The sequence below is a fragment of the Moritella sp. 28 genome, assembly GCF_018219435.1.
Classification (GTDB): domain Bacteria; phylum Pseudomonadota; class Gammaproteobacteria; order Enterobacterales; family Moritellaceae; genus Moritella.
Genome location: NZ_CP056121.1, coordinates 3,486,575 through 3,511,058, shown reverse-complemented (window position 1 = coordinate 3,511,058; position 24,484 = coordinate 3,486,575). Strand labels below are relative to the sequence as shown.

Annotated in this window: 18 protein-coding genes; 12 read left to right on the top strand and 6 right to left on the bottom strand. The window is 38.2% G+C overall.

Annotation, left to right across the window (positions count from 1 at the left end):
- Positions 1-81: 81 nt before the first annotated feature.
- Both HWV02_RS15490 and HWV02_RS15485 read right to left on the bottom strand, forming a co-directional pair.
- Positions 82-2,592: an Ig-like domain-containing protein gene (locus tag HWV02_RS15490; protein WP_211688594.1), complete on the bottom strand. Its 2,511-nt coding sequence runs from the start codon at positions 2,590-2,592 to the stop codon at positions 82-84.
- A gap of 590 nt (positions 2,593-3,182) precedes the next feature.
- Positions 3,183-4,091, bottom strand: coding sequence for a LysR family transcriptional regulator (locus tag HWV02_RS15485; RefSeq protein ID WP_211688592.1), 909 nt, complete (start codon positions 4,089-4,091; stop codon positions 3,183-3,185).
- 318 nt (positions 4,092-4,409) lie between these two features.
- Here HWV02_RS15485 and HWV02_RS15480 point away from each other — a divergent pair, with 318 nt between their 5' ends.
- The gene (locus HWV02_RS15480) at positions 4,410-5,612 is read left to right on the top strand and encodes an MFS transporter (RefSeq protein WP_211676660.1); all 1,203 of its coding nucleotides are present in this window, start codon (positions 4,410-4,412) and stop codon (positions 5,610-5,612) included.
- Complete coding sequence (locus tag HWV02_RS15475) at positions 5,609-6,079, top strand: chorismate lyase (RefSeq protein ID WP_211676659.1); 471 nt, start codon at positions 5,609-5,611, stop codon at positions 6,077-6,079. The genes HWV02_RS15480 and HWV02_RS15475 overlap by 4 nt, the downstream gene beginning before the upstream one ends.
- 60 nt (positions 6,080-6,139) lie before the next feature.
- Here HWV02_RS15475 and HWV02_RS15470 read toward each other — a convergent pair whose 3' ends face one another.
- The gene (locus tag HWV02_RS15470; RefSeq protein ID WP_211672317.1) at positions 6,140-6,427 is read right to left on the bottom strand and encodes a DUF3622 domain-containing protein; all 288 of its coding nucleotides are present in this window, start codon (positions 6,425-6,427) and stop codon (positions 6,140-6,142) included.
- 349 nt (positions 6,428-6,776) lie between these two features.
- On the opposite strand from HWV02_RS15470, the gene HWV02_RS15465 reads away from it, so the two are divergent.
- The 4 genes from HWV02_RS15465 to HWV02_RS15450 all read left to right on the top strand — a co-directional run bounded on the left by HWV02_RS15465 (position 6,777) and on the right by HWV02_RS15450 (position 10,838).
- Positions 6,777-7,211 (top strand): hypothetical protein, encoded by a 435-nt coding sequence (locus HWV02_RS15465; RefSeq protein WP_211688590.1) that lies wholly within the window; start codon positions 6,777-6,779, stop codon positions 7,209-7,211.
- Between the two features lie 159 nt (positions 7,212-7,370).
- Entirely contained in the window at positions 7,371-9,455 is a 2,085-nt protein-coding gene (locus HWV02_RS15460; protein ID WP_370629408.1) for a protein-disulfide reductase DsbD family protein, read from the top strand.
- An 86-nt stretch (positions 9,456-9,541) separates the two neighbouring features.
- Positions 9,542-10,303, top strand: coding sequence for a DsbA family protein (locus tag HWV02_RS15455; RefSeq protein ID WP_211676656.1), 762 nt, complete (start codon positions 9,542-9,544; stop codon positions 10,301-10,303).
- A 37-nt stretch (positions 10,304-10,340) separates the two neighbouring features.
- Positions 10,341-10,838 (top strand): protein disulfide oxidoreductase, encoded by a 498-nt coding sequence (locus tag HWV02_RS15450; RefSeq protein WP_211688586.1) that lies wholly within the window; start codon positions 10,341-10,343, stop codon positions 10,836-10,838.
- Here HWV02_RS15450 and HWV02_RS15445 read toward each other — a convergent pair.
- Entirely contained in the window at positions 10,835-13,675 is a 2,841-nt protein-coding gene (locus HWV02_RS15445; RefSeq protein ID WP_211688584.1) for a methyl-accepting chemotaxis protein, read from the bottom strand. The two genes, HWV02_RS15450 and HWV02_RS15445, sit on opposite strands and share 4 nt — an antisense overlap.
- Positions 13,676-13,840: 165 nt before the next feature.
- The gene (locus HWV02_RS15440; RefSeq protein WP_211688582.1) at positions 13,841-15,016 is read right to left on the bottom strand and encodes a hypothetical protein; all 1,176 of its coding nucleotides are present in this window, start codon (positions 15,014-15,016) and stop codon (positions 13,841-13,843) included.
- 17 nt (positions 15,017-15,033) lie between these two features.
- On the opposite strand from HWV02_RS15440, the gene HWV02_RS15435 reads away from it, so the two are divergent.
- From HWV02_RS15435 to HWV02_RS15420, 4 genes are all read left to right on the top strand, one after another.
- Entirely contained in the window at positions 15,034-16,458 is a 1,425-nt protein-coding gene (locus HWV02_RS15435; RefSeq protein ID WP_255550399.1) for a hypothetical protein, read from the top strand.
- A 63-nt stretch (positions 16,459-16,521) separates the two neighbouring features.
- A complete protein-coding gene (locus HWV02_RS15430) occupies positions 16,522-17,043 on the top strand; it encodes a hypothetical protein (RefSeq protein ID WP_211688580.1) in 522 nt (173 codons plus the stop codon).
- A 353-nt stretch (positions 17,044-17,396) separates the two neighbouring features.
- Positions 17,397-17,789, top strand: a complete 393-nt coding sequence (locus tag HWV02_RS15425; RefSeq protein ID WP_211688578.1) for a diacylglycerol kinase — start codon at positions 17,397-17,399, stop codon at positions 17,787-17,789.
- A 61-nt stretch (positions 17,790-17,850) separates the two neighbouring features.
- The gene (locus HWV02_RS15420; RefSeq protein WP_255550398.1) at positions 17,851-18,930 is read left to right on the top strand and encodes an acyltransferase; all 1,080 of its coding nucleotides are present in this window, start codon (positions 17,851-17,853) and stop codon (positions 18,928-18,930) included.
- 74 nt (positions 18,931-19,004) lie between these two features.
- Here the strand turns inward: HWV02_RS15420 and HWV02_RS15415 are convergent, their stop codons facing one another.
- The gene (locus HWV02_RS15415) at positions 19,005-20,627 is read right to left on the bottom strand and encodes a phosphoethanolamine transferase (RefSeq protein ID WP_211688574.1); all 1,623 of its coding nucleotides are present in this window, start codon (positions 20,625-20,627) and stop codon (positions 19,005-19,007) included.
- Positions 20,628-20,835: 208 nt separating this feature from the next.
- Here HWV02_RS15415 and HWV02_RS15410 point away from each other — a divergent pair, with 208 nt between their 5' ends.
- Positions 20,836-22,227: an O-antigen ligase family protein gene (locus tag HWV02_RS15410; protein WP_211688572.1), complete on the top strand. Its 1,392-nt coding sequence runs from the start codon at positions 20,836-20,838 to the stop codon at positions 22,225-22,227.
- A 50-nt stretch (positions 22,228-22,277) separates the two neighbouring features.
- Complete coding sequence (locus tag HWV02_RS15405) at positions 22,278-24,449, top strand: UvrD-helicase domain-containing protein (RefSeq protein ID WP_211672306.1); 2,172 nt, start codon at positions 22,278-22,280, stop codon at positions 24,447-24,449.
- Positions 24,450-24,484 lie beyond the last annotated feature (35 nt).

Here is a 24,484-nt window from a genome sequence, read left to right as displayed (position 1 = left end):
TGACGAGATTACAAAATAAAATGCCGCTCATTTTAATTGAGCGGCATTACATATATCAACTTTTACCTATGTTAATGACAATTACTTTTCTTCGGAGTTGCTGATATTGAAAGTAGCTGTATTATCAATATCACCTAATTTAGCAGAAATTTCCGTATTAGACGAGGTGCTATCGTCTTGCGCATGAGCAATACTATCCTTGTCAATCGTTATTGCTTCAGAGTTACTGCTCCACTCTACTTGACCACTTATGTCATCGTTTGTGCCGTCAGTGTATATACCTGTTGCACTAAGCTTCATACTAGTACCAGAAATCAGTTTGAAGGAAGTCGCATTAATAAGGATATCGTTTAACGCTTTATGACCTACAGTAAAGTGCCTCGAAGATTTTACTTTTGAGCCCGTTTTCTCGATTGCTGTAATTTTGGAGTAGCCTTCAGACATTGCTTTGAACTTACCTGGTGAAGTTAAAGCTAGCACTTTTTCATTAGCACTCTTCCAGTTGAATTTATTTACATCGATATCAAAATTTTGATATGAACTATTACTAGCAATCCCTGTTACTGTATATGTTTGGCCGACAGCAATACTACCTTCCTTTGGGTTTATAAACAGCGCCACTAATTTAGCGTCACTAATCGTAAGACTAGCGTTATCTGTTAATGTACCGAATGTTGCGTGAATGGTGACCCTTCCCGCATTTTGGGTATGGAGCGTATTACCTATAAAAGATGCTTTTTCAATATCTGAACTTTTCCATTCAACCTGGTTTGTCACATCTTTCGTTGAGTTGTCAGAGTATGTCGCAACAGCTTTGTATAGGACGGAGTACCCTGCTTTAGTTACCGTGTTCTTCGGCGTTATATCCAAATCTGTTGGTATTGCATCGGTGACCTCTAGCTCAACATGATCACTCTCTATACCATCTAAAGTACACCATACAGTGGTCCTACCTGGTGACTTCGCGACTAAATTATTATCATCAACTGTAATGATGGAGGCATTATCACTATACCAAGTAACCATCGTATTAACGTTACGAGGAGTATTTTCCCTATCGTAATAGGCGTAAACATTGGGGCTAAAGGTTTGCTTAGGATGGAGTCGAAAGTTATTTACATCGATTAATAAGTTAGTTAGCTTAGCCTTTGTTACCGTTATGGTAATCGGGTCACTGCTTATATCACCCATTGATGCGGTTACAGTCGCGTGGCCGGGGTGTTTTCCGACAATTTCTCCATGTATCAAGTCAACCTTCACATTTTCACTGTCTGAGATTATTAACCCATTTCTTGTTAAATTCACTTCGGTATTATCACTATATTGACCCATTACTTTATAATTTGTCGTCTGGTTTGGGATAATATTAGATGTATCTACTGTTAGAATGAGTTTTTGTAATTTTTCATCTTCTACATTAATCCAGATCGACTCACTTGTTACGTCATCTGCTTGTGCCCAAACCTCTACACTACCCTTTCCAATCGCAGTAGCCTGTCCTTGAACTACGGTTAAAATTTCAGAACCGTTCCCGAATATGCTTTTTACAAACCAGTTGACTTCGCCTGTGAAGGGGCCTTGTTTGCCATCGGTAAATTCACCAGTAATATGAATCTGGGTACTTAGGCCTTTATTGATGCTTTCATCTGCACTGATCACTAGTTTTTTTAATGTTTCAGCTGTAACGACAACAGGAATAGATGGTGATTGAATAGATAAGTATTCAGCATGCACACGGGTGTTACCTTCTTTGATAGCAACTAGCTCGCCCTGTTTATTGAGATGAGCGATGCTTTCATCATCAATAACTAATGTTACTTCGTCACTTAGATCCTTAGATTCGTCGTTGCTATAAATCCCTTTAACGGTAATTTTTTTCGTTAAGCCTTTCGGTAAATTAATTTCATTAGATTTGACTTCAATTTTGAGATTCTCTAGTACCGCTGGTTTTACCACTAAGTCGATGCTTGAGCTTAAGCCACGATAAGATCCTGTTAGGGTTGCGCTACCTGCTTGCATTGCGACTACCTTACCTCCGCTAACCTCAATTCCAGCCGAAGTTATCCAAGTGACACCATCAGTGACTCTACTTACACTGTCATCGGATAATGTTGCGGTTAATGATATATCTTGTTTTTGACCTTGGAGCATCTCATGTGCTTTCAGGTCAATACTAATTGATAAAGGAACTGCATCTGTGATTCTCAGCCTTGTTTTTGGGCTAATCACATTGCCTTTTGAGGCTGTTATCATTACAACCCCGGACTTAAGCCCTTCTACTTTACCATTTGTAATAACTGCCAGTGCTTCATTATCGACTTGCCAAGTTACGTCATCAGTTATGACCTGTGTAGCGCCATCGCTATAATAACCGACGGCATCATATGACTGGGTAAATCCTGCTGCAATATCATGTTTAATGTTACCAAATGTTGTTGCTTGCTTGATATTGATCTGGATTGATGTCAGTGTTTTTTTATCTGAAGGCTTTGGTGCTTCACTGCTACCAGCGCTACTACCGCCCCCACCACCACAAGCGGTTAATATACCTAATGTACAAAAGAGTAATAACCAAGACGTAAAACGTATCATTTTCTAACCTTTTTCGGAATAAAGTAATATATATATAGAAATGTTAAATAACTTAGTCCGTCCTGGAAGTAATGCTTACTGCTTTTTAGCTAATCATTGCATGTAAGTTTTTAATCTATTTCTGCAAAGCGACATACTAAAAAAATGTTTAGTATGTTGCGGTGTGCCGACATCTTAACTTTTTGTTGACACTAATTTGAGGGCGCATATTATCAATAAATGTTTATAATTCACGTTGATTTACGTATCTTTTCCTGTTGCTTACATATCTTTTCATTCCTTTATTTTCCTTATTTATCAATGCTCTGATATGAAGCGGGAAGGGCTGACTTATAGTCTTTGTGTGTGTGATGAACAATAAAGGCATGATTTAAATTAATATATCTGATTATTTACTTTATCTAATATGGCCTTTATTACGTCAAAAGAATAATACCAACAGGTGATTAATTATGGTGCGTTGGCATAAGACGGATTGCAGAGTTTGGGATTGATGGTGTATTACAAGCACTAGAAGACTTTATGTGAGCTTCCATCACTAATTAAGCATAATTAATGATTAGGTGTTTATTGAAGGTCTTCTGTTATGGTTAATCATCATTCAAGTAGTTTGTGGTTATTTCGTTCATAAAAGAAAGCATTGTTTTTAATCGTGGTGATGAACTTTTCTTACTGGCATAGACGGCATAAATCGACACATTTGGGCTAACCTTTATTTCTGGTGCAATTCTGATAAGTTTCTTTTCTTTTACTAATTTCCGACAATAAATATCAGGTAATAGGGATATTCCTGCACCTGCCACGACCGAGTCGCGTACCATCAGAACATCTTCGAGTTGGTTTGCCATAGGGAAGGTAACAGGATATTCATTTCCATCGGGTGCGAATAAACAAAAATTAGCAGGGTAATTTTCTTGGCTATGATAATAACGCACATGTTTTTGTATTTCTAACCAACTGGAGTTGACTAACTCTGGGTTAGCAGATAAATAGGCAGGGGAACTCATCCAGCAAAGCTCAATATCTGCGAGATGTTGGGCATAAAACCCTGAAGGAGCCAACGGACCAAGCTGGATCGCTAAATCTAACTTGTCTTCATACAAACTCAAGATTCGTGTTGTACTTTTCATGTTTAAGCGAATGTCTGGAAAACGCGTAACAAAGTCATTTAAATGTGGAGCCATGACTTCTCGTGAAAATGCCAAGGTGACAGCGATATTTAATTCCCCGGCAAGTCCTTTTTGGCACAATTCATCACCAGCAAGGCTAACCTGTTCGAGTAATGGTTTTAGTTGCTGATACAGTTGCGCTCCATCAGAAGTCAGACGAAGATAACGATTGTTACGTTCTAGGAGTTTCACATTAAGCCGCTCTTCTAAGCGGGCTATAGCACGACTAACACTTGATTTTTGTATGTTTAATCGTACAGCTGCTTTTGAAAAACTGTTGCTTTCAGCTACGGCAATAAATAAAGGTAAATCATTCAAATTCCAATTCATACTTATCCTAAATATAATGCGTAAATAAAATGGGTATTATGCGGTGTAAAGGTTTTATCTTCACTACAACTACTCATAGATATAGGTTGTTTAACGAACTGAGTCTGCTAACACTGAGTTTATCTTAACTATTTAACGCTATTAAGCAAGGTTGAAAACGAGCAACGCTGTGTTGCTTTATTGAGACTATTGCGGTGACGATGAAATCAATATAGTGCATGGAAGAGAGATACCTACAAATATAAAATTAAACAATAATATTAAATTAATTAAATTTATCTCTCTGATTATTCTGATTTCAACAAATAGAGAGAATCAATGCCTACGTATAAATCGAATACCTTAATGAAAATTTGTTTATTATTGGGGAGTAGCTTACTTATTATGGGGAACGCTGCTATAGGCCCTTCATTGACACAGATTAATCAGGTGTTTAATGACCCGTTCTGCGTGTCATTACTCATGACATTACCTGCGATAGGGGTGGTATTATCTGCGCCATTTGTTGACAAGCTAATGAGATTCACTGGAGAAAAAAACACACTACTTATTGGGTTGTTTATTTATGGTGCCGCAGGTAGCAGTGGTCTATGGCTTAACTCAATCTATGCGTTATTATGTTTTCGCTTGTTATTCGGCATTGGTATTGCGATATGTATGACTGTTATCAATCATATTATAGGAAGTGCATTTCAAGGTAAATCGCGTACAGATTTTATCTCTTTTCAATCAATCGCAGTTAATCTGGGGGGAATTGTGTTTGTGCTCTTAAGCGGTAGCTTAGCAGAATATAGTTGGCGTTTCCCGTTTGCCCTATATTTACTGTCTTTTGTTATTTTAATTATGTCAGCAAAGGCGATTACTATACCCATCCATAGGGATTATGAGATCACAAAACGTTTAACACTATCTGATATTAAAGGGGTCTTTCCTTCCTATGCAATGGGCTTAATTGGTATGCTTTTTTACTATATGATCCTTATTAATTTACCTTTTACACTGGCTTCATCTTTATCCTTAACGAGTAGTATGATCGGCATAGTTATGGCCGGTATGAGCGTGATTTCGGTGATTGTCGCTTATTTGTTTAGGCATATGTTGTCAACGTTGGGTGAGCGATGGTTATTGGTTATTTGCTTTACCTGTTACGCCATTGCATTAACTTTTCTTGCACTAACTCAATTTGAATGGCGGGCTTATGTCACGATTGTATTCTCAGGAATAGGTTTTGGATTATTACTACCAACGCTAAGCCATATGATAATGTCGTTAAGTACTGCGGTACTGCGTGCTCGTTTAATGAGTGGATTTGTAATGTCTTACTTTTTAGGGCAGGCGCTTAGTGCATTTGTTTTACAGTTAAATATGCTACTACCAGATGGGCTAGTTTTTCTTATCTTTGCCATGATCTCGACTATTGCTGCATGCTTGTGCGCACGTTTTCTCGATATAAAAGAGCCAAAGGAGGAGACGTTAAACGTAAAAGAGAATGAAGTCTGCTTTGAGAAGGACTTTTCATGAAATTAGTACCTGCTGTTAACTTAGTACCTCATTATATGAATGATCCCGGGTCTCTGACCAAGCGACTTAAAGCTAGATGTGACAATTTCCATATTATTGAGCAAGAAAAAGGTAAGTTGGATCCGAGTACGTTTTTTCGTCAAAGCATATTGATGAACAACCAGTCTAGTTTAATATTAGCGCGATCGTCTTTAATGTCAGAGGACGCTGTGATAGTGAATAAATTTTGTGAGCTTGGAGATAAATCTTTGGGTGAACAATTATTATTTGCAGAGCAGAATGTAAAGCGTAGTGAGTATACGTTTTTCCACGTTAGTCAGCTTGATTGTGGCATGATAAATCTAGATAGAACGGAAATAGTGTATGCAAGACGTTCTTATTTTAGATGGCAGAGCAACCAGTTATCATTACTTGAGATATTCTTACCTGATGCACATGATGTGTTAGAGGGCGCTTGTGTTGAGTAGCCATCGCTAATTAAGCGTAATTAGCGATGGCAGTAAGGCGTTGCTTATATCTGGGTGATATTAAGCGTCGTCTTCTTCTGATTCGTCAGACTCTTCAACGATTTCTTCTGCATTATCTTCAACGCTTTCTGAAACGAGGCGAATACGACGTGCGTTACGTTCGATTTGGTTTTGTAAAAAACCTTTTAATTCAGTTTCAGCCCAAACTTGTGCTTCTGCTTCTGAAGCAAAGCCAGCTTGGCTTTTTGATACAACTGTTTTTTTAGATGTGATTTTTCTCACGATTTCAGCAGTCCAAGAACCGTCTACTAGTACCAAATTAAAATCGTACTTTTTACCTTTTGCCATGTGTCTATTTCCTAGCGATTATTCAGTGTGGTGATATCCCCAAACTACTTTAGGATGCTTTATCTGAGACTAGCTTGGATATCTTATTTGTGCTTTTTCATTCTACTTAATCATCGCGATACGTTTTGTTATCAACACTGGATAAAGAGAAATGAATTAGAAGGCGGGATTCTAGGCTAAAATGACAAAAACACCAGCAGTTAATGAAATTCATCGCAACATTTTATTATATTACGCCGTTTATTGGCGGTATTTGCGTAAAGAAGGGTAATTTTAATTAGTCTTACTTGTTATATTTTATGATTGTCGGTAAAAATAAACCCTATGATTAATGACAACGTAAGAATGTATGCGCATCACTAAACCAACAAACAACGCAAATATAAGCCTACTGTTAATAGTAGCGTTTTTGATTGTTTGTATGGTTAACAATGCTTATTCATTTAATCAACCTGTGTTAAGTAATGCTCAATTAACCAGTGCTGAGTTAAATAGCCAGACTCGTGCTAATGAAAGTGTGAACTATAGTGCTGATTTTAGCGCAGTGGTGAACACGGAACTTACAGATGCCAGTTATCTTGATAGCAGTGGCGGTGTCTGTAAACTGACTGAGAAATTATTACAAAAATCCAGTACGCATATGGACGAGCTAGTCATGGTCATTTTAATGATCATCCTATTCAGTCATTATTTTACGCGTCAGCCACTCAACTTTACTTATCTAGCAAATACATTTGTCCCTTCTCGACGCCGTCACCTTATTTTGTGTAAATTTGAAGAGTAATATTTCTTAATATACCTCTGCGATAGCTTAAAATACAAAATTTAATCACTGTTTTATATTAAAGCGTATTTAATTGATGTTTATAGCTTGGGTATACAAAAGAATAATTATTTTTATCGACGCCCCATTAAATACAATTGGTATTAAAGCATCAGCAAGATGACTTTAAGTACTTTTTGGAGATATGACTTGAAGACAATAAAAACCTTATTTGTGACTTGCTTGCTATTTATATCCGCGAGTATTTCAGCGCAAACAACAGGCTGGTTACAAGCACCATCACACCCACCAATTCAGTTACGCTTTATGCTGACAGGGCAAGTGGATAAAACCAATAATACAGTGCCCGCTGTACTTGAAGTAAAGCTTGCTGATGACTGGAAAACCTATTGGCGTTCACCGGGTGAAGGCGGTATCGCACCAAGTATTGATTGGCAAGAGTCGACAAACCTTGTTGACAGTGACTGGCAGTGGCCAGTACCAAAACATTTTTCATTGCTTGGGTTAGAGACTTATGGGTATAGCGATGCGGTTAGCTTTCCAATACAGTTACAGTTCGAAGACATGAATAAACCATTGGTATTGGCGGGTAAATTAACCTTATCTTCGTGTACTAATATTTGCGTATTAACTGATTATAATATTAACATGTCGGTTGATATTCAAAGTTTGAAAGCCGATTCTGAAGCGATGTTTTTATATAACAAAAGCATTACTCAAGTACCGATAAAAGTAGATGATAATAATGCTATTCAATTAGTATGGGATCACGCTAACAGTCAATTACAAGCGACAGTGTCTGGTTATACTTGGGGTGAAACACCGACATTATTGCTTGATGGAGACTTAGATACGGCCTTTAAACTAAAGACGGTAGAAGAGTCCGGTGATCATTTAATTGCGGTATTCGACGCCAGTAATTGGCTGGGTGACGTTGAATTAATCGATAAAACGTTAAACTTAACCGTCATCACTTCAGCTCAAGCGTTGGAGTTTTCGACGCCTGTTATTGCGGGGCAAGTCACTATCGCAGGTCAGTCTCTAATGGGAATAGTACTGTTTGCTTTATTAGGTGGCTTAATCCTCAATATAATGCCGTGTGTATTGCCGGTTCTGGGCATGAAATTGAGTACTATTATCGATGCGCCAAGTGTCGAGAAGGGTAAAATAAGGCAACAATTTCTTGCTTCTGCGGCTGGTATTATCGTGTCGTTCTGGTTACTTGCGGCCTTCATTTTTACATTAAAAGTATCGGGTCAGGCTATCGGCTGGGGGATTCAATTCCAAAGTCCCTGGTTTATTGCGGTTATGGTTATTATCACAGCTGTATTCTCATTAAACATGTTAGGGGCATTTGAGTTTAGTTTATCGTCAAACTTACAAACGAAATTAGCCACCGCGGGTGATGACAGTAATCGTGGGCATTTCTTGCAGGGCATGTTCGCTACGTTACTCGCAACGCCTTGTAGCGCACCATTTTTGGGTACCGCGGTTGCTTATGCGCTGGGTGCTGATACGTTAAGTTTATTTGTTATCTTTACTGCTTTAGCCATTGGCATGGCCCTGCCGTGGTTGTTAGTTGCAACTTTTCCAAGCCTTGTCAGTCTATTGCCTAGACCTGGTGGCTGGATGGGGTCGGTGAAAACTGTTTTTGCTGGTTTATTAATGCTGACTTGTTTATGGCTAGTGACCTTGCTGTCTAATTTCTTACCTACACTTGCTATTTATGGCTTGTTTAGCCTTGTGAGCTTGGTATTTATTGGTTTTATGATAAAACTTAAAGGTAAACGCGCAGTACTTATCAGCGTTAGTGTTGGTTTGTTGCTTGGTAGCGGTGGTATGTTAGCTGCGTCGTTAACAACGAGCAAGTGGTCAAACGGTTTACCGGATGACTTAGTGTGGCAAAATCTTGATACTGTACGTATCGATGAGCAAGTCAAAGAAGGTAAAACGGTATTTGTGAATGTCACTGCGGATTGGTGTATTACGTGTAAGGCGAATAAGATAGGTGTCGTATTACAAGATCCAGTTTATAGCAAACTGCAAACAGACAATGTAGTAACAATGGAAGGTGATTGGACGGTAAGATCTGAAAACGTGACGGGTTACTTACAAAGTAACGGTCGTTTTGGTGTGCCATTCAATATTGTTTATGGTCCTAGGGCGCCAAACGGTATACCACTGCCGGTCATTTTAAGTGGCGATGCTGTGATGAATGCAATTAAGCAAGCGAGCGGCGAATAATAATTAATTTCTGCCCTGCGTATATGCGTGGGGTATGACGATTCGTAAAATAAATACAGAAACAAATTTAATAAATAGGAATAACAATGAAAACGAAATTATTAACACTTTCTACCACTATCTCAGCCGCTATTTTAGCGACGCAAATGGCGTGGGCAGCACCAGAACAAATAGATATGACGGCTGTACAACAAGATAAGTTTAACCAAATGGTAAAAGAAACCTTGGTAAATAATCCTGAAATCTTAAAAGAAGCAATTATTGCGCTACAGGCTCACGAACAGAAAAAAGTTAAAGCGCAACAAGATCAAAGCTTAGGTGATAATCATGCAGCCTTGTTTAATAATAAAATGGATCCGTGGATGGGCGCTGAAAATCCTAAGCTAACCATTGCTTACTTTACTGACTTCAACTGCTCTTACTGCAAAAAAATTGAGCCAATATTAGATCGATTAGTCGAAGAGTTTCCTGAAGTACGTGTTGTCTATAAATTTGTGCCAATCTTAGGTCCAAGCTCCAAAGAAGCCGCTGAGCTAGCATTAACTGTTTGGGAAAAAGAACCTGCAAAATTCGATGAATTACACAAAAAATTAATGTCACGTCCGAGCCGTTTAGACAGTGATGCTATTGAGAAAGTAGGTAAACTAACGGGCACTGATGAATGGGTAGATAATACGGGTGCGAGTGTTGAAACTACAATTAATGGTAGTATGAACTTGATGCGTGAGTTTGGATTAACTGGAACACCGGGTCTTATCTTTGCTGATCAAATTGTCGGTGGCCTTGTGCCTTACGAGAAGCTTAAACAGCAAGTGAAACGTGCACTAGAAGCACAACGTAACAAGTAGTGTTGATATTAATTTCATCATCAAAGGAAGCAAATAAATGAAACAACGGCTACTTGGTTGGACTAAGCAATTAGTGATATTTCTATTGTTAGCCCTTGTTATTACTACGGCTGTGGATGTATGGCGTGGGAAAGAGTTTCCGAAACATAACATTCCAGCATTAGCTGGGATGACATTGGCCGGAGAACAGGTTGACCTTGCCGAGTTAAGTAAAGATCAAGCTGTGGTTGTTTATTTTTGGGCAACCTGGTGTCCTGTGTGTCGTTTTGTTAGCCCTGCGGTTGAGACATTATCGGAATACTACCCGGTGGTGACTGTCGCCTTAAGTTCTGGTGAAGAGATAAGGGTGAAGAAATACTTACAGCATCATGAGTATGATTTTGATGTAGTGAATGATGAAAACTATGACTTGGGTCGTGACTGGAATGTGAAGGTCACCCCAACCATCTTAATTGTGAAAGATGGTGAGGTTAAATGGTTCACCACCGGATTCACCAGTTTGCCTGGGATCTGGTGGCGATTAATGTTGAGCTAAAATTCATCCCAACTTTCGTTATTTGATAATGCGGCTATCGCCTTGTCATTGGATTGCTTTTTCTGCGCCGTTATTGGCGGTGTAGTGGATTGTAGTCCATGGCGGTAGCTTGTATTATGACGACGTTGTCGCTGTTCTTGTGGTGCGTGTTGTCCGTTTTGAAGGATGGTTTCTTGTTGCTCTGTTTTTATCAATTTAAAGAATTGAATTAACTGGGTCATGTGATTAACTTGTTCTGACATGGCAGAGCTGGCAGCCGATGCTTGCTCTACCAGTGAGGCGTTCTGTTGGGTAACCTCGTCCATTTGATTTACAGCTTGATTCACCTGCTCAATACCGCAGGATTGTTCCGTTGCTGCGTTACTGACTTCTGCAATCATACTAGCAACATGTTCAACAGAATGAACGATTTCTTGTAAGGTTTCACCCGAGTCATTAACCAGTGATGACCCTCTTTTTACTTTTTCAACACTGTCACGGATCAGGTCTTTAATTTCTTTTGCTGCATCAGCCGAGCGTTGTGATAGATTTCTGACTTCAGCAGCTACGACAGCAAATCCACGTCCTTGTTCTCCGGCTCGCGCAGCTTCTACAGCGGCGTTCAGTGCGAGTAGATTCGTTTGAAATGCGATTTCATCGATGACGCTGATAATATCATTGATACGATTACTCGCGGTGAGAATATCTTTCATTGCTGAAACCGCATCTTGTACGGTTTTACCGCCGTTCTGTGCTTTGTTTTTAGCTTCTGTTGCAAGTTTATTTGCTTCATCGGTATTGGCTGCACTTTGTTTCACGGTAGCGGTGATTTCTTCCATACTCGATGCTGTTTGTTCAAGAGAGCAAGCTTGTTCTTCAGTGCGTTGACTGAGGTCGGTATTACCCAGTGCAATTTCGTGTGATGCTGTACTTACCGTCTCTGCAGAGGTTCGGATCTGGCTGATGATCGAAGTGAGTTTAGCGATAGTATTATTGGCATCATTTTTAATCTTTTGAAATTCACCATTATATTCTTGCTCGATTGACTGGGTTAAATCACCTTCAGACATACAAGAGAATAAGCCCCCGACATCGCTGACAAACGACGATGAGCTTTCGAGTAACTCATTTAATCCTAAGCTTAACTTCGTGAAGAACTCATTTTTACCTTCAAGCGAAATACGTTTAGATAAATCACCATTTGCCGCCGCTGCAACAATCGTGTCGATCTCTTGTTCGATTGCTAGCTCTGCGGTTTTATCATTCCATTCCACGACGGTACCGAGACGTTCATTCGCTGCGTTTATCACTGGATTAAGTGTTAACTGCATGGTTCTACCGCCAATATTGATATTTGCCTCATGGGTAGATGACAATCCTTGTAGTATCTGCTGTTGATGTTGTGGGTCTTTATGAAATACATCGATACTTGAGCCGAATAAATTGTCGACATTAAAGTCGGGTAACTCTTTTTTGAAATCTTTTTCAGCATTTTTAAGTAATTTATCAACCGACTCATTCATATAAATAATATTACGTTGACCATCTGCCACCATGACATTGGCTGTTACGTTGTCTAAGGCATTTTTGATACGTAATGCTTCTTCGGCGGTTAATCGTGACTCTTGAATATCGAAATTGAGTTTGGTCTGGGTGATGTAAATGGCTTGAAATAATCGACCAAACTCACTGTTATTACGAATTTCAAATTTGTTCTCGTATTTACCTTCATTAATTTGACTGAAAATACCAATTAACTGTTTGATTGGCTTCATGATAGCTCGGTGTAATACCATGATGGAAAGACAGGCTAGGATGAGGAATGTTGCCAGTCTTTCAATGCCAAGACTTACGAATGAATCCGCGATTTGTGTATGTAGCGTGCTGGCAGCTTGCAGCGTGAGTGATGTATAGTTTTGCTGCAATTGTGAAAGTGCATTAAGCGCAGGTTCATCATCAATGTTCACACTGGTATCAATTTGGCTTGTTCCAACACCGTTAGTGATAAGTGATTGAATACTGTCTAGATGCTGGCGATATTGCTCTGCGACAAGTGAGATATCTTTTAACGCGTGTTGCTCTTGTAAATTAATATCTGGTAGTGCTTGGTAGCGACTGAGCTGATTAAGTAATTTTGTATAACTTTGAATAAACTGCTGTCGGTAGTTATCATCCTGATGTAAAGCATAATTTTTAAAGTGCGGAATGATACCGCCGTAACCTAATGAGGATGTGATCTCGTTAATGAGCGCCCCACGTGCGGTGACATTGGTTTGGTAGTTATCCCAAGTGGCCTCTATTTTGTGCACGCTTGTGTATTGAATAAGCGCGCCTGCGACTAAGATAAAAGCGACAAATGTGGTCAATATTGATACTTTGGCTTTGAGTCCGGTGTTAACAAGCAGTTGTTTGAGTGTGTTCAATGGCTTTTTACGTGGTTGGTTATCGGTATTCATCGCCAGATAGGTGAGCTCTGCGTCTTTAACTTCTTGCTGTGTTGGTTTGGTTCTGACCGACATAAATTCGATGACTTGACCGTTTTTTTTGATGGGGATAACATTGGCGATCACCCAATAAAAATCACCATTTTTTACTCTATTCTTAATAATACCTGTCCACGGATTACCTTGCTGTATTGTTTCCCACAGGTCTTTAAACGCGGCTGCTGGCATATCGGGATGCCGAACGATACTGTGACTTTTACGTAATAACTCTGCTTCGGTAAATCCACTTAGCTCAATAAAAGCGCGATTTACGAATGTAATACTGCCTTTTAAATCAGTTTTGGAGACAAGAATATCTCCGTCTTTCATAAACTGTTCTGTATCCGTAATTGGCATGTTGATTTTCATTGCCATTGCCTCCAATTGGGTAAGTTATGATAAACAACCCTAGCTATAAATTGGTAATATGAGAGGCATTAGTAATAGAAATCAAATTATTGCGAGCTAGATCTTATAAAATAGATGATCTCTATAGGATTATGCGCAGCGAGGCATTAGGTCGAGTTGCTTGTGATAACGTTAAGCAGATAACAGTTTAACCCCTTTCAATACCGAGATCGTATAGCCGTATTGATTTTGATAAAACTTAGAAATAAAGCCACTAATATAAATGTATGACTTTTCAGTAACAGCTTGGCTGTGATTGAACTGAACCACACGGCCGGTATCATCTTTACCGCGTATATCGTAGCGTTTGGTGACGATTTGGTATTTACAGCTATTTACCGTAATACGGCAACGTACATAATCACCTAGCTTGCCTTTTAAGCGTAATGCCTCACTAATATTACTACCGTCATTATGTAATGCGAGTTTTTTGTCGGTTGCTAATGGTGATTGATGGCTTAACAAACCTTGGTTATTCACGATATAGTTTGAAATAATTAAAGTCGCTGTTGCCAGTTCATTTTCTGCCAGTACACTTTGTCCACACAGTTGTTTTAATTTGTCGTTTAAGCTGGTGGATTTCATTTGTTTGGTATACAAAATCGCTTTTTCAACAAACTCAAAACTGAGGTCTTTAGGATAAGCTGATTTTTGATAGCGTTGGGCTGCTTTTTTATAAGTTGCGTGATTAAAGTTATGATGGAATTGGATTGCATCCTGTTTACTGACGAAGCCGTGTTGGCGAATTTCATCTTCAACAATCGCTAAATATAAGCGTAGTGGGGCACCGGATGAATAAACTTGGCTAAAGACACTGCTTTGCAGTTGATCGAGATGACTAATTAACGCGGGTAGTTTTTGTAAATAATTAACAAATGGCATTAGTTCGGGCAGGCGTTTTTTTACACAGGCTAAATGAGCACAAAAATCACCTTGCTGCGGATGACTGAAGATAAGACCCTGACTGCGATTAGTCGTGGTATTACAGATACTACAAATACGGGTAAAACCCGGATTTTTTAATAAGTTGATTGGTTGTGCGTATTCATTTATTGCATAGATATTTTTGTTATCAGTGATATCATAATACGCTTCGATAATATATCGCTCGTCACTTTGTTCCAAAAGATCTAATGTAATTTCATAACCTTGAGCAGTCACCAGTTGGTCTGCTTTTTTTACTGTCAGCGCTGGTACAGGGTTCACAGTAACAAAGTCTGAAAAAGCAAAGGAATCAAAAGGTGCAAGTAAGTCTTCTATGGTAGACTTTAGATTAGCGTATTGCTCAGTTGTAATTAAATATGGCATTGTGGTGTTAAACAGTTATGAATAGAAAAATGGAGAGCACATACTTTATCGTGCCCGATCATATCGCGCAATCATCATCACTTTCTGATGCTGCATTTCGCTTATTAGTATGGATGTTATGCAAAAAGAATAAAGATCGCATTGCGGATTTTTCGCGTTTCTCATTGCAATCAGATAAACAGCATAGCATTACTGAACTGATTAATAAAAACTATCTTCAGCAAGATGATACTGGTTTGTACATCAACAACGCCATTATGTATGAAGACTTTAAAGAACAAGTTGAGGTGCCTGTATCTGCGCCTGATCCAAGTCTACAATATTTCCAGCAAGTATTTGATTTGGTGGCTGAGTACTCTCAGAAACGCTTGAATTTCAATAACAGTAAATTCCGTGTGCGCTGTGATGAATTTATGCGTCAAGGTTTTACTATTGAACATATCAAGGTGCTCTGTATTCAACTTAATAGCCGTAACTCTGCCTTTGACTGGTATGAGCTTGATAGCTCTGAATTACAACATATTAAAGATGTATCAGCAGTGAATAGAGTGAATGCACCATCCAGTATTCAGTCTGTGAGCAATCCGTCCTCTGCAGCGCGTCAGCCTTTTCAGCCAACGCTAAGCCGTCAAGGTGTTCGTCATATCCAGAATCAAAGTGGGTTTATGCCGAGCTATCATCAGATTAGGCAAGACCCACAAAAGATGGCGGACATTAAGCAAGTTTATGACTATTGGTTTAGTTCTAAACGCTTACAGATGTCGCAATATATTGCACCAAAACAAGCGCATTTTGAGAAACTACATAGTTTGCTAATGTTGCATTCTATTACCGAACTTAAGCGTGCTGTTGATGGTGTTGATCACCGCCGTGATTTGGTAAACAAAGGCCGTAATTTTAATGATATTTTTACTAACTCCGGTAACATTGAGAGCCTGATTAGTTTAGCGGATAGTATGGAAGTTAGCCAAGCTGATTCTCCCGCGTTACGGATCTTTAGTTATTGGCTTGAACGCACGCAAACGGCTGTCGGCATTAATTTACGCATGACCGCAGAGCAACGTGACAGACTCATATTACGTTTGGAAGTCTTTACCGAAGCCGACCTTAAATTAGCGATTGATGGTGCACAAATAGACCCTTATTATCAATCTGTTAACTTTGCGTTTGGGCTATTATTTAAAGATGATACTAGCGTGCATAGCTTGATATCATTAGCCCTGAATGGCAAACAAGATGTATCGAAAGCAAGTCGTAAAGACAGTAATTTAAACAAAGCCTTAGCTGATATGGGCATTAGTAAGTTGACGGTTGGCATGACCGCGCAAAACGGCGGACAATCACGACCACAGATGAATGAACGCACGGTAACGCCAGCGCCATTAAAAACATTGCCACCACAATTCATCGATCCGGGCTTTACTGATAGTGACGATGATTAATGTATTAATATAGTGATAGTGCCTATATGGATCTTAAAACACTAAATTTTGATAGTAGGGTGTATGGAACAAACAATTAATTTATCTCAGCCACAAACCGAAGCGATTGCAACTATGTACACCATGCTTGCAAGTAGTTTTCCGTCATTTAATTATGATTACGATTCGGCACAATTTAATATCTGGAAGCTGACATTTTCTAAATATGCGCCTGAAGCGGTTATCAAGGTCGCAGAGCAGATCCCAACACTGCGCCGCAGCAATGGTTTACCTTATGACTTTCCGCCTAGTTTACCTGTGGTTGCGGATATGATCATGCGTGAGTCTATCGTATTAATGGGCCATTCCGATCACGATAAAGCCTATGAACGCTTATTTAAATTTAAACGTAAGAGCCCCGCGGAACGTGCCGCGACGGGTGATAACTTTGTCTATACTCTATACCGCCAATTAAACAATTATATGGCGATGGACGCCGATAAATTCCGCCCTATTTTTACCCGTGAATATTTGAAACTGGCAGATGGTGTCACGAAAGGCACCATGACGTTAGAAGAAATACCACTGGCGATTGAGAGTAAATAGGCATTATTGGCTAGTATATAAACTGGTATTTGATGCCGGCGATACAAATTAATTTAATATTAAGCCTGTCTAGAGCAGGCTCTCCCCCCAACTTTGTCCCTGTTTGTAACATCCTTTTAATTGATAGCCACCACGATATTCCTGTTGGTAACAAGTATTACTAAGTTTCTATTTAGCTAAAAGTATATTTAATATGTTCTAACAACATAAATGATCTATCATTTTAATATAGTGCAATGATTAATCAGACTAAACGATATGGATAAATACCAGTGCGTCCTAAGCGAATGGCCAATTTTTTATAGCTGCTGTATCCCGTCCCAATTATTTAACTTATTTTATTCAGGATATTCATGAAGCAATCCCCCCCTATAAATCACCAAAGCGGAAAACCTGGTTATACCGGTTTTAAGCGAATATTTAAAGCGACTGGTTATTCGATGAAGGGGCTCCGTGCAGCGATTAAATATGAGTCTGGGGTAAGACAGGAATTACTATTATTACTGATATTTACGCCTGTCGCTTTTATGTTAGATGTGACTAATGTCGAAAAAATTTTATTGGTTGGAACCCTAGTATTAGTGTTGATTGTTGAGTTATTGAACTCTGCAGTTGAAAGCACGGTTGATCGCATTGGCTGCGAATACCACGAGTTAAGTGGTCGCGCTAAAGATATAGGCTCTGCAGCAGTATTTGTGAGCCTCTGCCTTGCTGCCTTTGTATGGTTTATGATTGTGGTTTTATAGTTAAAAATATAATTCGACTCGTTATAATTATAAAAGGAATAAATATATGATTTGGAATGGCATGACTAAGGTAGATTCGAATATCTTAAAAGGTTTGGGTATCTTAATGATTGCTATTCATAATTTCATGCATCGCTTTCCTACCCCTAGTGAAAATGAAATGGAATTTACCTCGGGAAAAGTGTTCAATTTATTTGATATTTTATTAACTGAGCCCGCTGGTATTATTCGTGCACTATTTAGTTACTTTGGCCACTTTGGGGTGCAGATATTTATCTTTTTAAGTGCTTATGGCTTAATGAAAAAGTACGCAAAAAATGAAAATAAGCTGTTATATATAAAATTTATTATTAGTCGCCTTGTGAAAATTTATCCGATGTTTTTACTCGCAATCGTTTCATATTTTATTTTTATGTTCACCTTTAATGTTGTTTATAAGGGTATAGGGTTTACCGAATGGTTAATCCCTCTTTCAAAACCTCTTATTTTTAAATTATCTCTGCTATATAACTTTTATCCATATCAAGGTTTATCGTTAGTTGGCCCTTGGTGGTTTTTATCGTTTATTTTTCAATTTTATTTAGTATTTCCATTTATATTGGCGATGTTCAAACGATTTGGAAACATATTTTTAATCGCTATAAGTTTAGTCAGTATCACTATTTCGTTGCTGACTAACGGTTATCTATATAGCAATGTCAGTGTTTTTATTACCGTTATTGGCCACATGCCAGTATTGTGTTTAGGGATTTATTTCGCGCAGGATAAGCCAGTTAACTTACCAAATTGGTTGTTTGGCGTGTCAATTTTAGCATTCGCCGCTGGCAATTTTAATGAGTATGCCTTCTTAGTGAGTCATTTCTTTTTTTGTATTATCTTGCTCTTTATTTTTAGCTTCATATTGAAAAACATTAAAGAGGGCAGTTTAGTATTCAAAACATGCATGTTTTTTGGCACTATCTCGATGCCGTTATTTTTGGTTAATGGATTCTTAAGAACGCCATGGGAGAGTATGGCCCGTGGGATAAACAATGAATTAATAACCATAGTATTGTGTTTATTGTTTTTGACAATCGCGTCGCTTTATTCGGTGTTTTTGTTGAAGGTTAATAATAAGTTACACCGTTTATTAAAACGATAAATCGACAACGATATGATGAGATAGCGTGCGAACGATATAATTTCGTTGCCTAGACACGCTATGTTTAGGTATCTCTATTTGGTAAAGTATATTATTTCTGAAGAGTCATTCAACGCATATTTTTCTTGCTTTATTCTTGGGTGGAAAACTGATTTAGTATAATCAATTTGTGTTGCTGTAACGCCTAACCATTCTGCGAAAGTGTGTGGGAAATCTCTCATGAAATATGTTGTATTTTGCATGTCACTGCTGGTCTTGCTACTTGAGATAAATATAAGTGGTACTTCAAGTGCTTTTCTTTGAAATAAACTCCCCACACCATGAGATTTATAGGGTTTTCTTTCTATATCCACGAGTCCGTGATCTGAAAAATAGATGATCTCATAATCTAAAGAGGTAGATTCGAGCAGAGAAACTACTTTATTTATAAAAATGCTGGTGTTTAGGATCGTATCATCATAACAGTTTTGCTCATCTTGCAATTGCTCTCTATAAGCATCTTCTAATTTGATTGCATTTTTTGTTCTTTCACAAAAATCGAAATGAGAACCAATCATATGAAGAAAGTATACATTATTTGAATTACCATCTAAATGCGCTTCTAAATCTTCGATTAAAACGAAATCAGAATTTGCTTGTTCATAACTCTTATTATGAAATATGGTTAAATCTGTTCTTTTCGCAATATTAGTGATAGGGCTATCGTATATCCCAATCTGACCTTGATTAGAAAACCAGAATGTATTAAAACCAGAAAGATTTGCTAAGTCGATAATGTTCAAGTTGTTATTAATATTTAGCTTATCATTGATGGCTAAAATTCTACTTAAGGCCATGCCGGTTTGGGGGGCTGGCGCAATTGGATCTGAAATTAACGTCATACCATTTGTTTCTTTTAGAGGTTTAGTCGTATTTCTATGGTATCCATATGAGAATAAAGATGATTTTTGCACAGATTCACCAATAATAACGACATAATTTTTCTTATTGGATGAATTTGAAACTATGATATTTTCCCATTCTGCTTTGATCGGACTGTTTTCAATTTTTTTCAACTTTGAATAGGATTGTGATAGGGCAATTGGCTTTAATAAAGGCATATTAAATAAAATGTAATAGGCTCTACTCATAGGGACCAGTACAACCTCTCCCGTTAGAGACACTGAAAATATTGAATTATTCTTGGCTTGTGATGAGGATAAACCAATTAATAAAATTAGGGCCAGAATAAGAACTAAACTGACTTTAAAACCTCCTAGGTATTGATTTAGTCTAAATAAAATAAACGGAGTTATAATTAATTGAAAAAACACAATGAATGGGATATCAATAGAATGAAATAGCTCTATAGTTTCTTTCGTATTTGTTTCCATGATACTGATATAACTACCAAGTTCAAAGCTACCATATTGAATTTTAACAAATAGAATAGCTGATGAAATGATACTGACAATGACAAATAAAAATAAGTTTAGATATTTAAATTTGAACGTTGAAGATAAAATCAAAATGAAGAGAGTGCTAATGCTGGCTTTAAGTAGAACCCCAATTATATACTTTATATTAGAATAATTTAAAGTTTTACCTAAAGATGCTGTATCTACAATGATGTAAATATAATATGTTAAAATTAAAAAAATAGAAATAGTTAAGTATATTCGACTTTTAGATAAACTAAGCGGTATTTTATTTGTCATTAAATATATAACCAAGTTAACAATAACTATATCGAATATTAGACTATAACAGTTGAAGTGAAGCTCAGATTCAGTCGTATTCTCGTCTGTAAACCAATCGTTCTGATCTAATCGGCTCCAAAAAAACCATATTTTTATACTTTGTTAACTTCACTTTTTTATATCCCTGCTTTACTTAGACAATGAGGTCAATAAGCAGGGATGTTTAATGATAGATCTGCATACGGTTAATCCGCGTTTACAAATATTTTTAAGCTTCATGCTAACCCTTGTTACTGGCCTATTGTGGTATCAGACTAAAAACTGGTTAGTGCCTGTGGTATTTCTTGTTACGCCAATGTTTTTGATTAGCTTACTGAAGATCCCATTTTATATTGTAATTACCTTTGTTATTTTTTCTTATTTTCGTATACACGAAGCCTTTCCGGTACTGATCCCGTTGCGTATTCCGCTGGCGTTTTCTCTCATGTCATTTTTTGTTTTAGGTTGGCATATCTATTTGACTAATCGAATTAAGGTTTATTGGTCAACAGAGCTGACATTTGTATGCTTGTTTCTGGGGTGGGCTGCATTTGGTATCGCATTTGCGTATAACCGTCAGGCTGCATTTACGCTTTTTTCTGATGTAATCATTAAAGTTTGGGTAATGACAATTGCGATCTGCTGGTTGGTTCGTACTATTTACCATTTTCGTATTGCGACTTATTTATACGTGGGGGCAGGGGCTGTTGTAGGGCTCAAAGCGATTAATAATAAGCTACAAGGTATTGGTCTAGTTGAAGGTACACGAGTGACAATTTCACGGGAATTTGGCTCATTAATTGGTGATCCTAATGACTTAGCGTTAGTACTTCTGTTCCCCATGTCTTTTACTTTATCAAATCTGTTGCAATCTAATATTGGTAAATTGCATCGGGTATTACTAGCAATGGCTTACGTTATTTTATTTTGGGCGATTATTGCTACGCAAAGTCGTGGTGGGCTGATGGGGATCATGGCGGTGACTGGGTATTTTGCTGTTAAGCGAATTAAGAATAAGATATATGTATTAGCGGGTGGTGCACTATTACTACCTATCTTAGTGGTGATGGCGGGTATTTCAGGTCGTACGTCTGGAGGTGCGGTAGAAAAAGGAATTGATGAATCAACCATGGGGCGGATTTATGCGTGGATCGCATCATGGGAGATGGCGGTAGAAAACCCACTGACAGGGGTTGGGGTAAATAATTTTTACCTTAATTATTACTTGTTTAGTCCTTTCTGGGATGGAAAAAACCACGCGGTACACAGTACGTGGTTTCAGGTTTTAGGTGAAACTGGATTTGTAGGTCTAGCGCTGTTCATTGCACTTATTATTGTGATATTTAGACAATTATGGCGGACAGAAGTGAGTAGTCGTGTGTTAGTTGTGAGTGAACGTAATACGATTGTAACCTGTAATGATGGTATTTTTGCAGGGTTAGTTGCGTTTTGTGTGGCTGGTACCTTTTTGACTCAGAGCTTTACTTGGCCTTTATATATTTTATTGTCGATGAACGTGGCGCTAGCTAAGATCCTATCTGAAAAATTGGCGGCGACCGATCTTAGCAAGGCTGGTTAAGAAAGTTGAAAATTTCCGATAAAGTTAAGTCTACGTATTAAATAATACCAATGATTGTGCTATGTTTTCTCTATTATTTTTTATCGAGTTCATCTGCATTGCCTGATTATTCTTTTTCTACTTTTGCTCAGTTATTTGGTGCAAATTGCCGTACATTATCGTTTTGTCCCGAGGGTGCTGTGTTTACCACTAAACGGCAACAAACCTATCACTATCCTTGGACTACGTTTGAACCTAAACTAAAGCATTTCCGTGGTTCATTTTTTGATACCTTAGTACTTAATTGGGAAAGTCAGCGTGTTCGTTTAAATGGTATTGATAAGGCTGAGGTTACAGGGTTAATTGATGAGTTGTATTTTCGTGCATTAGAGGGGAAAGAAGCCGAGATCCTCGAACTGTATCAACAGCTCACACAAGTGATTGAGCAGGGCTATATTTCCCATTCAAAATGGTTGGCTTTACAGACATGGTTATTACCTTGGGCTGATTGGTTTGAAATATTACCGCAAATTAATAAGATCCCAGCGGCTCTTAAATTACCCTTAGCACATTTACGTTTTTGGCAGCAAAGTCAGGTCGAAAATTTAGATAAATATAATCAAGCTGTAATGAACAAGCAAAAACAAAACTATAAAACCCTATTTGATAGGCTTGAAACACACCCACTTACCGAGAAGCAACGCGATGCCTGTATTGTCGCTAATGATGCTAACTTAGTATTAGCGGGCGCTGGGTGTGGTAAAACCAGTGTCATGTTAGGGCGCTGTGCGTATTTATTAGAGTCACAGCAAGCTACGGCTGATACGATCTTAATATTGGCGTTTGCAAAGGACGCAGCACAAGAAATGAAAATACGTTTAAAAGAGCGACTTCCAAACGCGAGGATCACAGTAAAAACATTTCATGCCTTAGCGTTAGATATTATCAAGCAAGTTGAAACGAATAAGCCGAAAATCAGTAAGCTAGCGAGCAGTGATAATGCGAAACAACAATTTTTTAAGCAGGCCATCGCGACGTTGCTGATGGATGCTGGCTTTAATGCATTGTTTAGTGAATATTGTTATGCCTATGTGGCTTGGTTAGGCAAGTTACCGAGTGAAAAACATGAACAAGAAGTTACGCGATTATTAGCAGGAAAAGGTGGGTATAAAAAACTGCTAACCCAACTTGTCGAATTAACGATGCAGTATAAAAATACCCGCACAGAGCGCGCTGAAAAAAGGTTAAGTGCGTTACCTGATAGTGATTTTGCGGCATTAACACATGAAGTCGTCGTTATATTACTTGAACACTATCAGACGAATTTAGCGGAAAATAATGAGATTGATTTTGATGAGATGATCACCAAGGCAAGTGATTATGTGAGTAATGGGCAGTTTAGTTCACCTTGGCTGCATATTCTTGTCGATGAATTTCAAGATATATCTCAAGCACGAGCGAGCCTAGTCAGGCTGTTACAGACGCAACATGATGATAGTAAATTATTCTGTGTTGGTGATGATTGGCAGGCTATTTATCAATTTGCAGGCAGTGATATCGCGGTTACAACACGCTTTAGTGATTATTTTGGTATGACGAGTACATTACCACTCGATACTACGTTCCGCTTTAATGACCAGATTAGTGCTGTTGCGAGCGGCTTTGTGATGGTAAACACAGAGCAAATGAATAAGAAAATAACAACATATAGCAAAGCAAAAAAAGCCTGTATACAGGTTAATTACTATCAGGTTAGTGACAATAAGCGTAGCGAAAATAAAAAAAATGATGATGCAGCAAGGTTACTGTTAGAAAAAAAATTAAAGCAAATAGCCGCGAGTGTTAAAGGCGAAGGCAAGCAAAAATCAGTGTTATTGCTCGCTCGATTTAATTTTCAATTACCGGATAATAAGACACTGACAGTGTTATCCACGCAATACCCTCAGTTAGCCATCAAAGCCATGACGGTGCATAGTTCGAAAGGGCAAGAAGCCGATAATGTAGTAGTGTTAGCGATGGAAGCAGGCGAGCATGGCTTTCCTTGTCATAAATCCCGCCACCCCTTTGCGATGATATTACAGCCTGATGTGTCTGGTTTTCCTGATGCAGAAGAGCGCCGGTTATTTTATGTGGCATTAACACGGGCTCGTCAGCAGGTATATTTACTTTGTAATAAAAGTAATCCGTCGAGCTTTGTGGAAGAATTAGTAACAGGGGACTACGCCGTTACAATTGCAAAATAGATTGGAACTTTGTCTGATAACAATTACTGCTTATT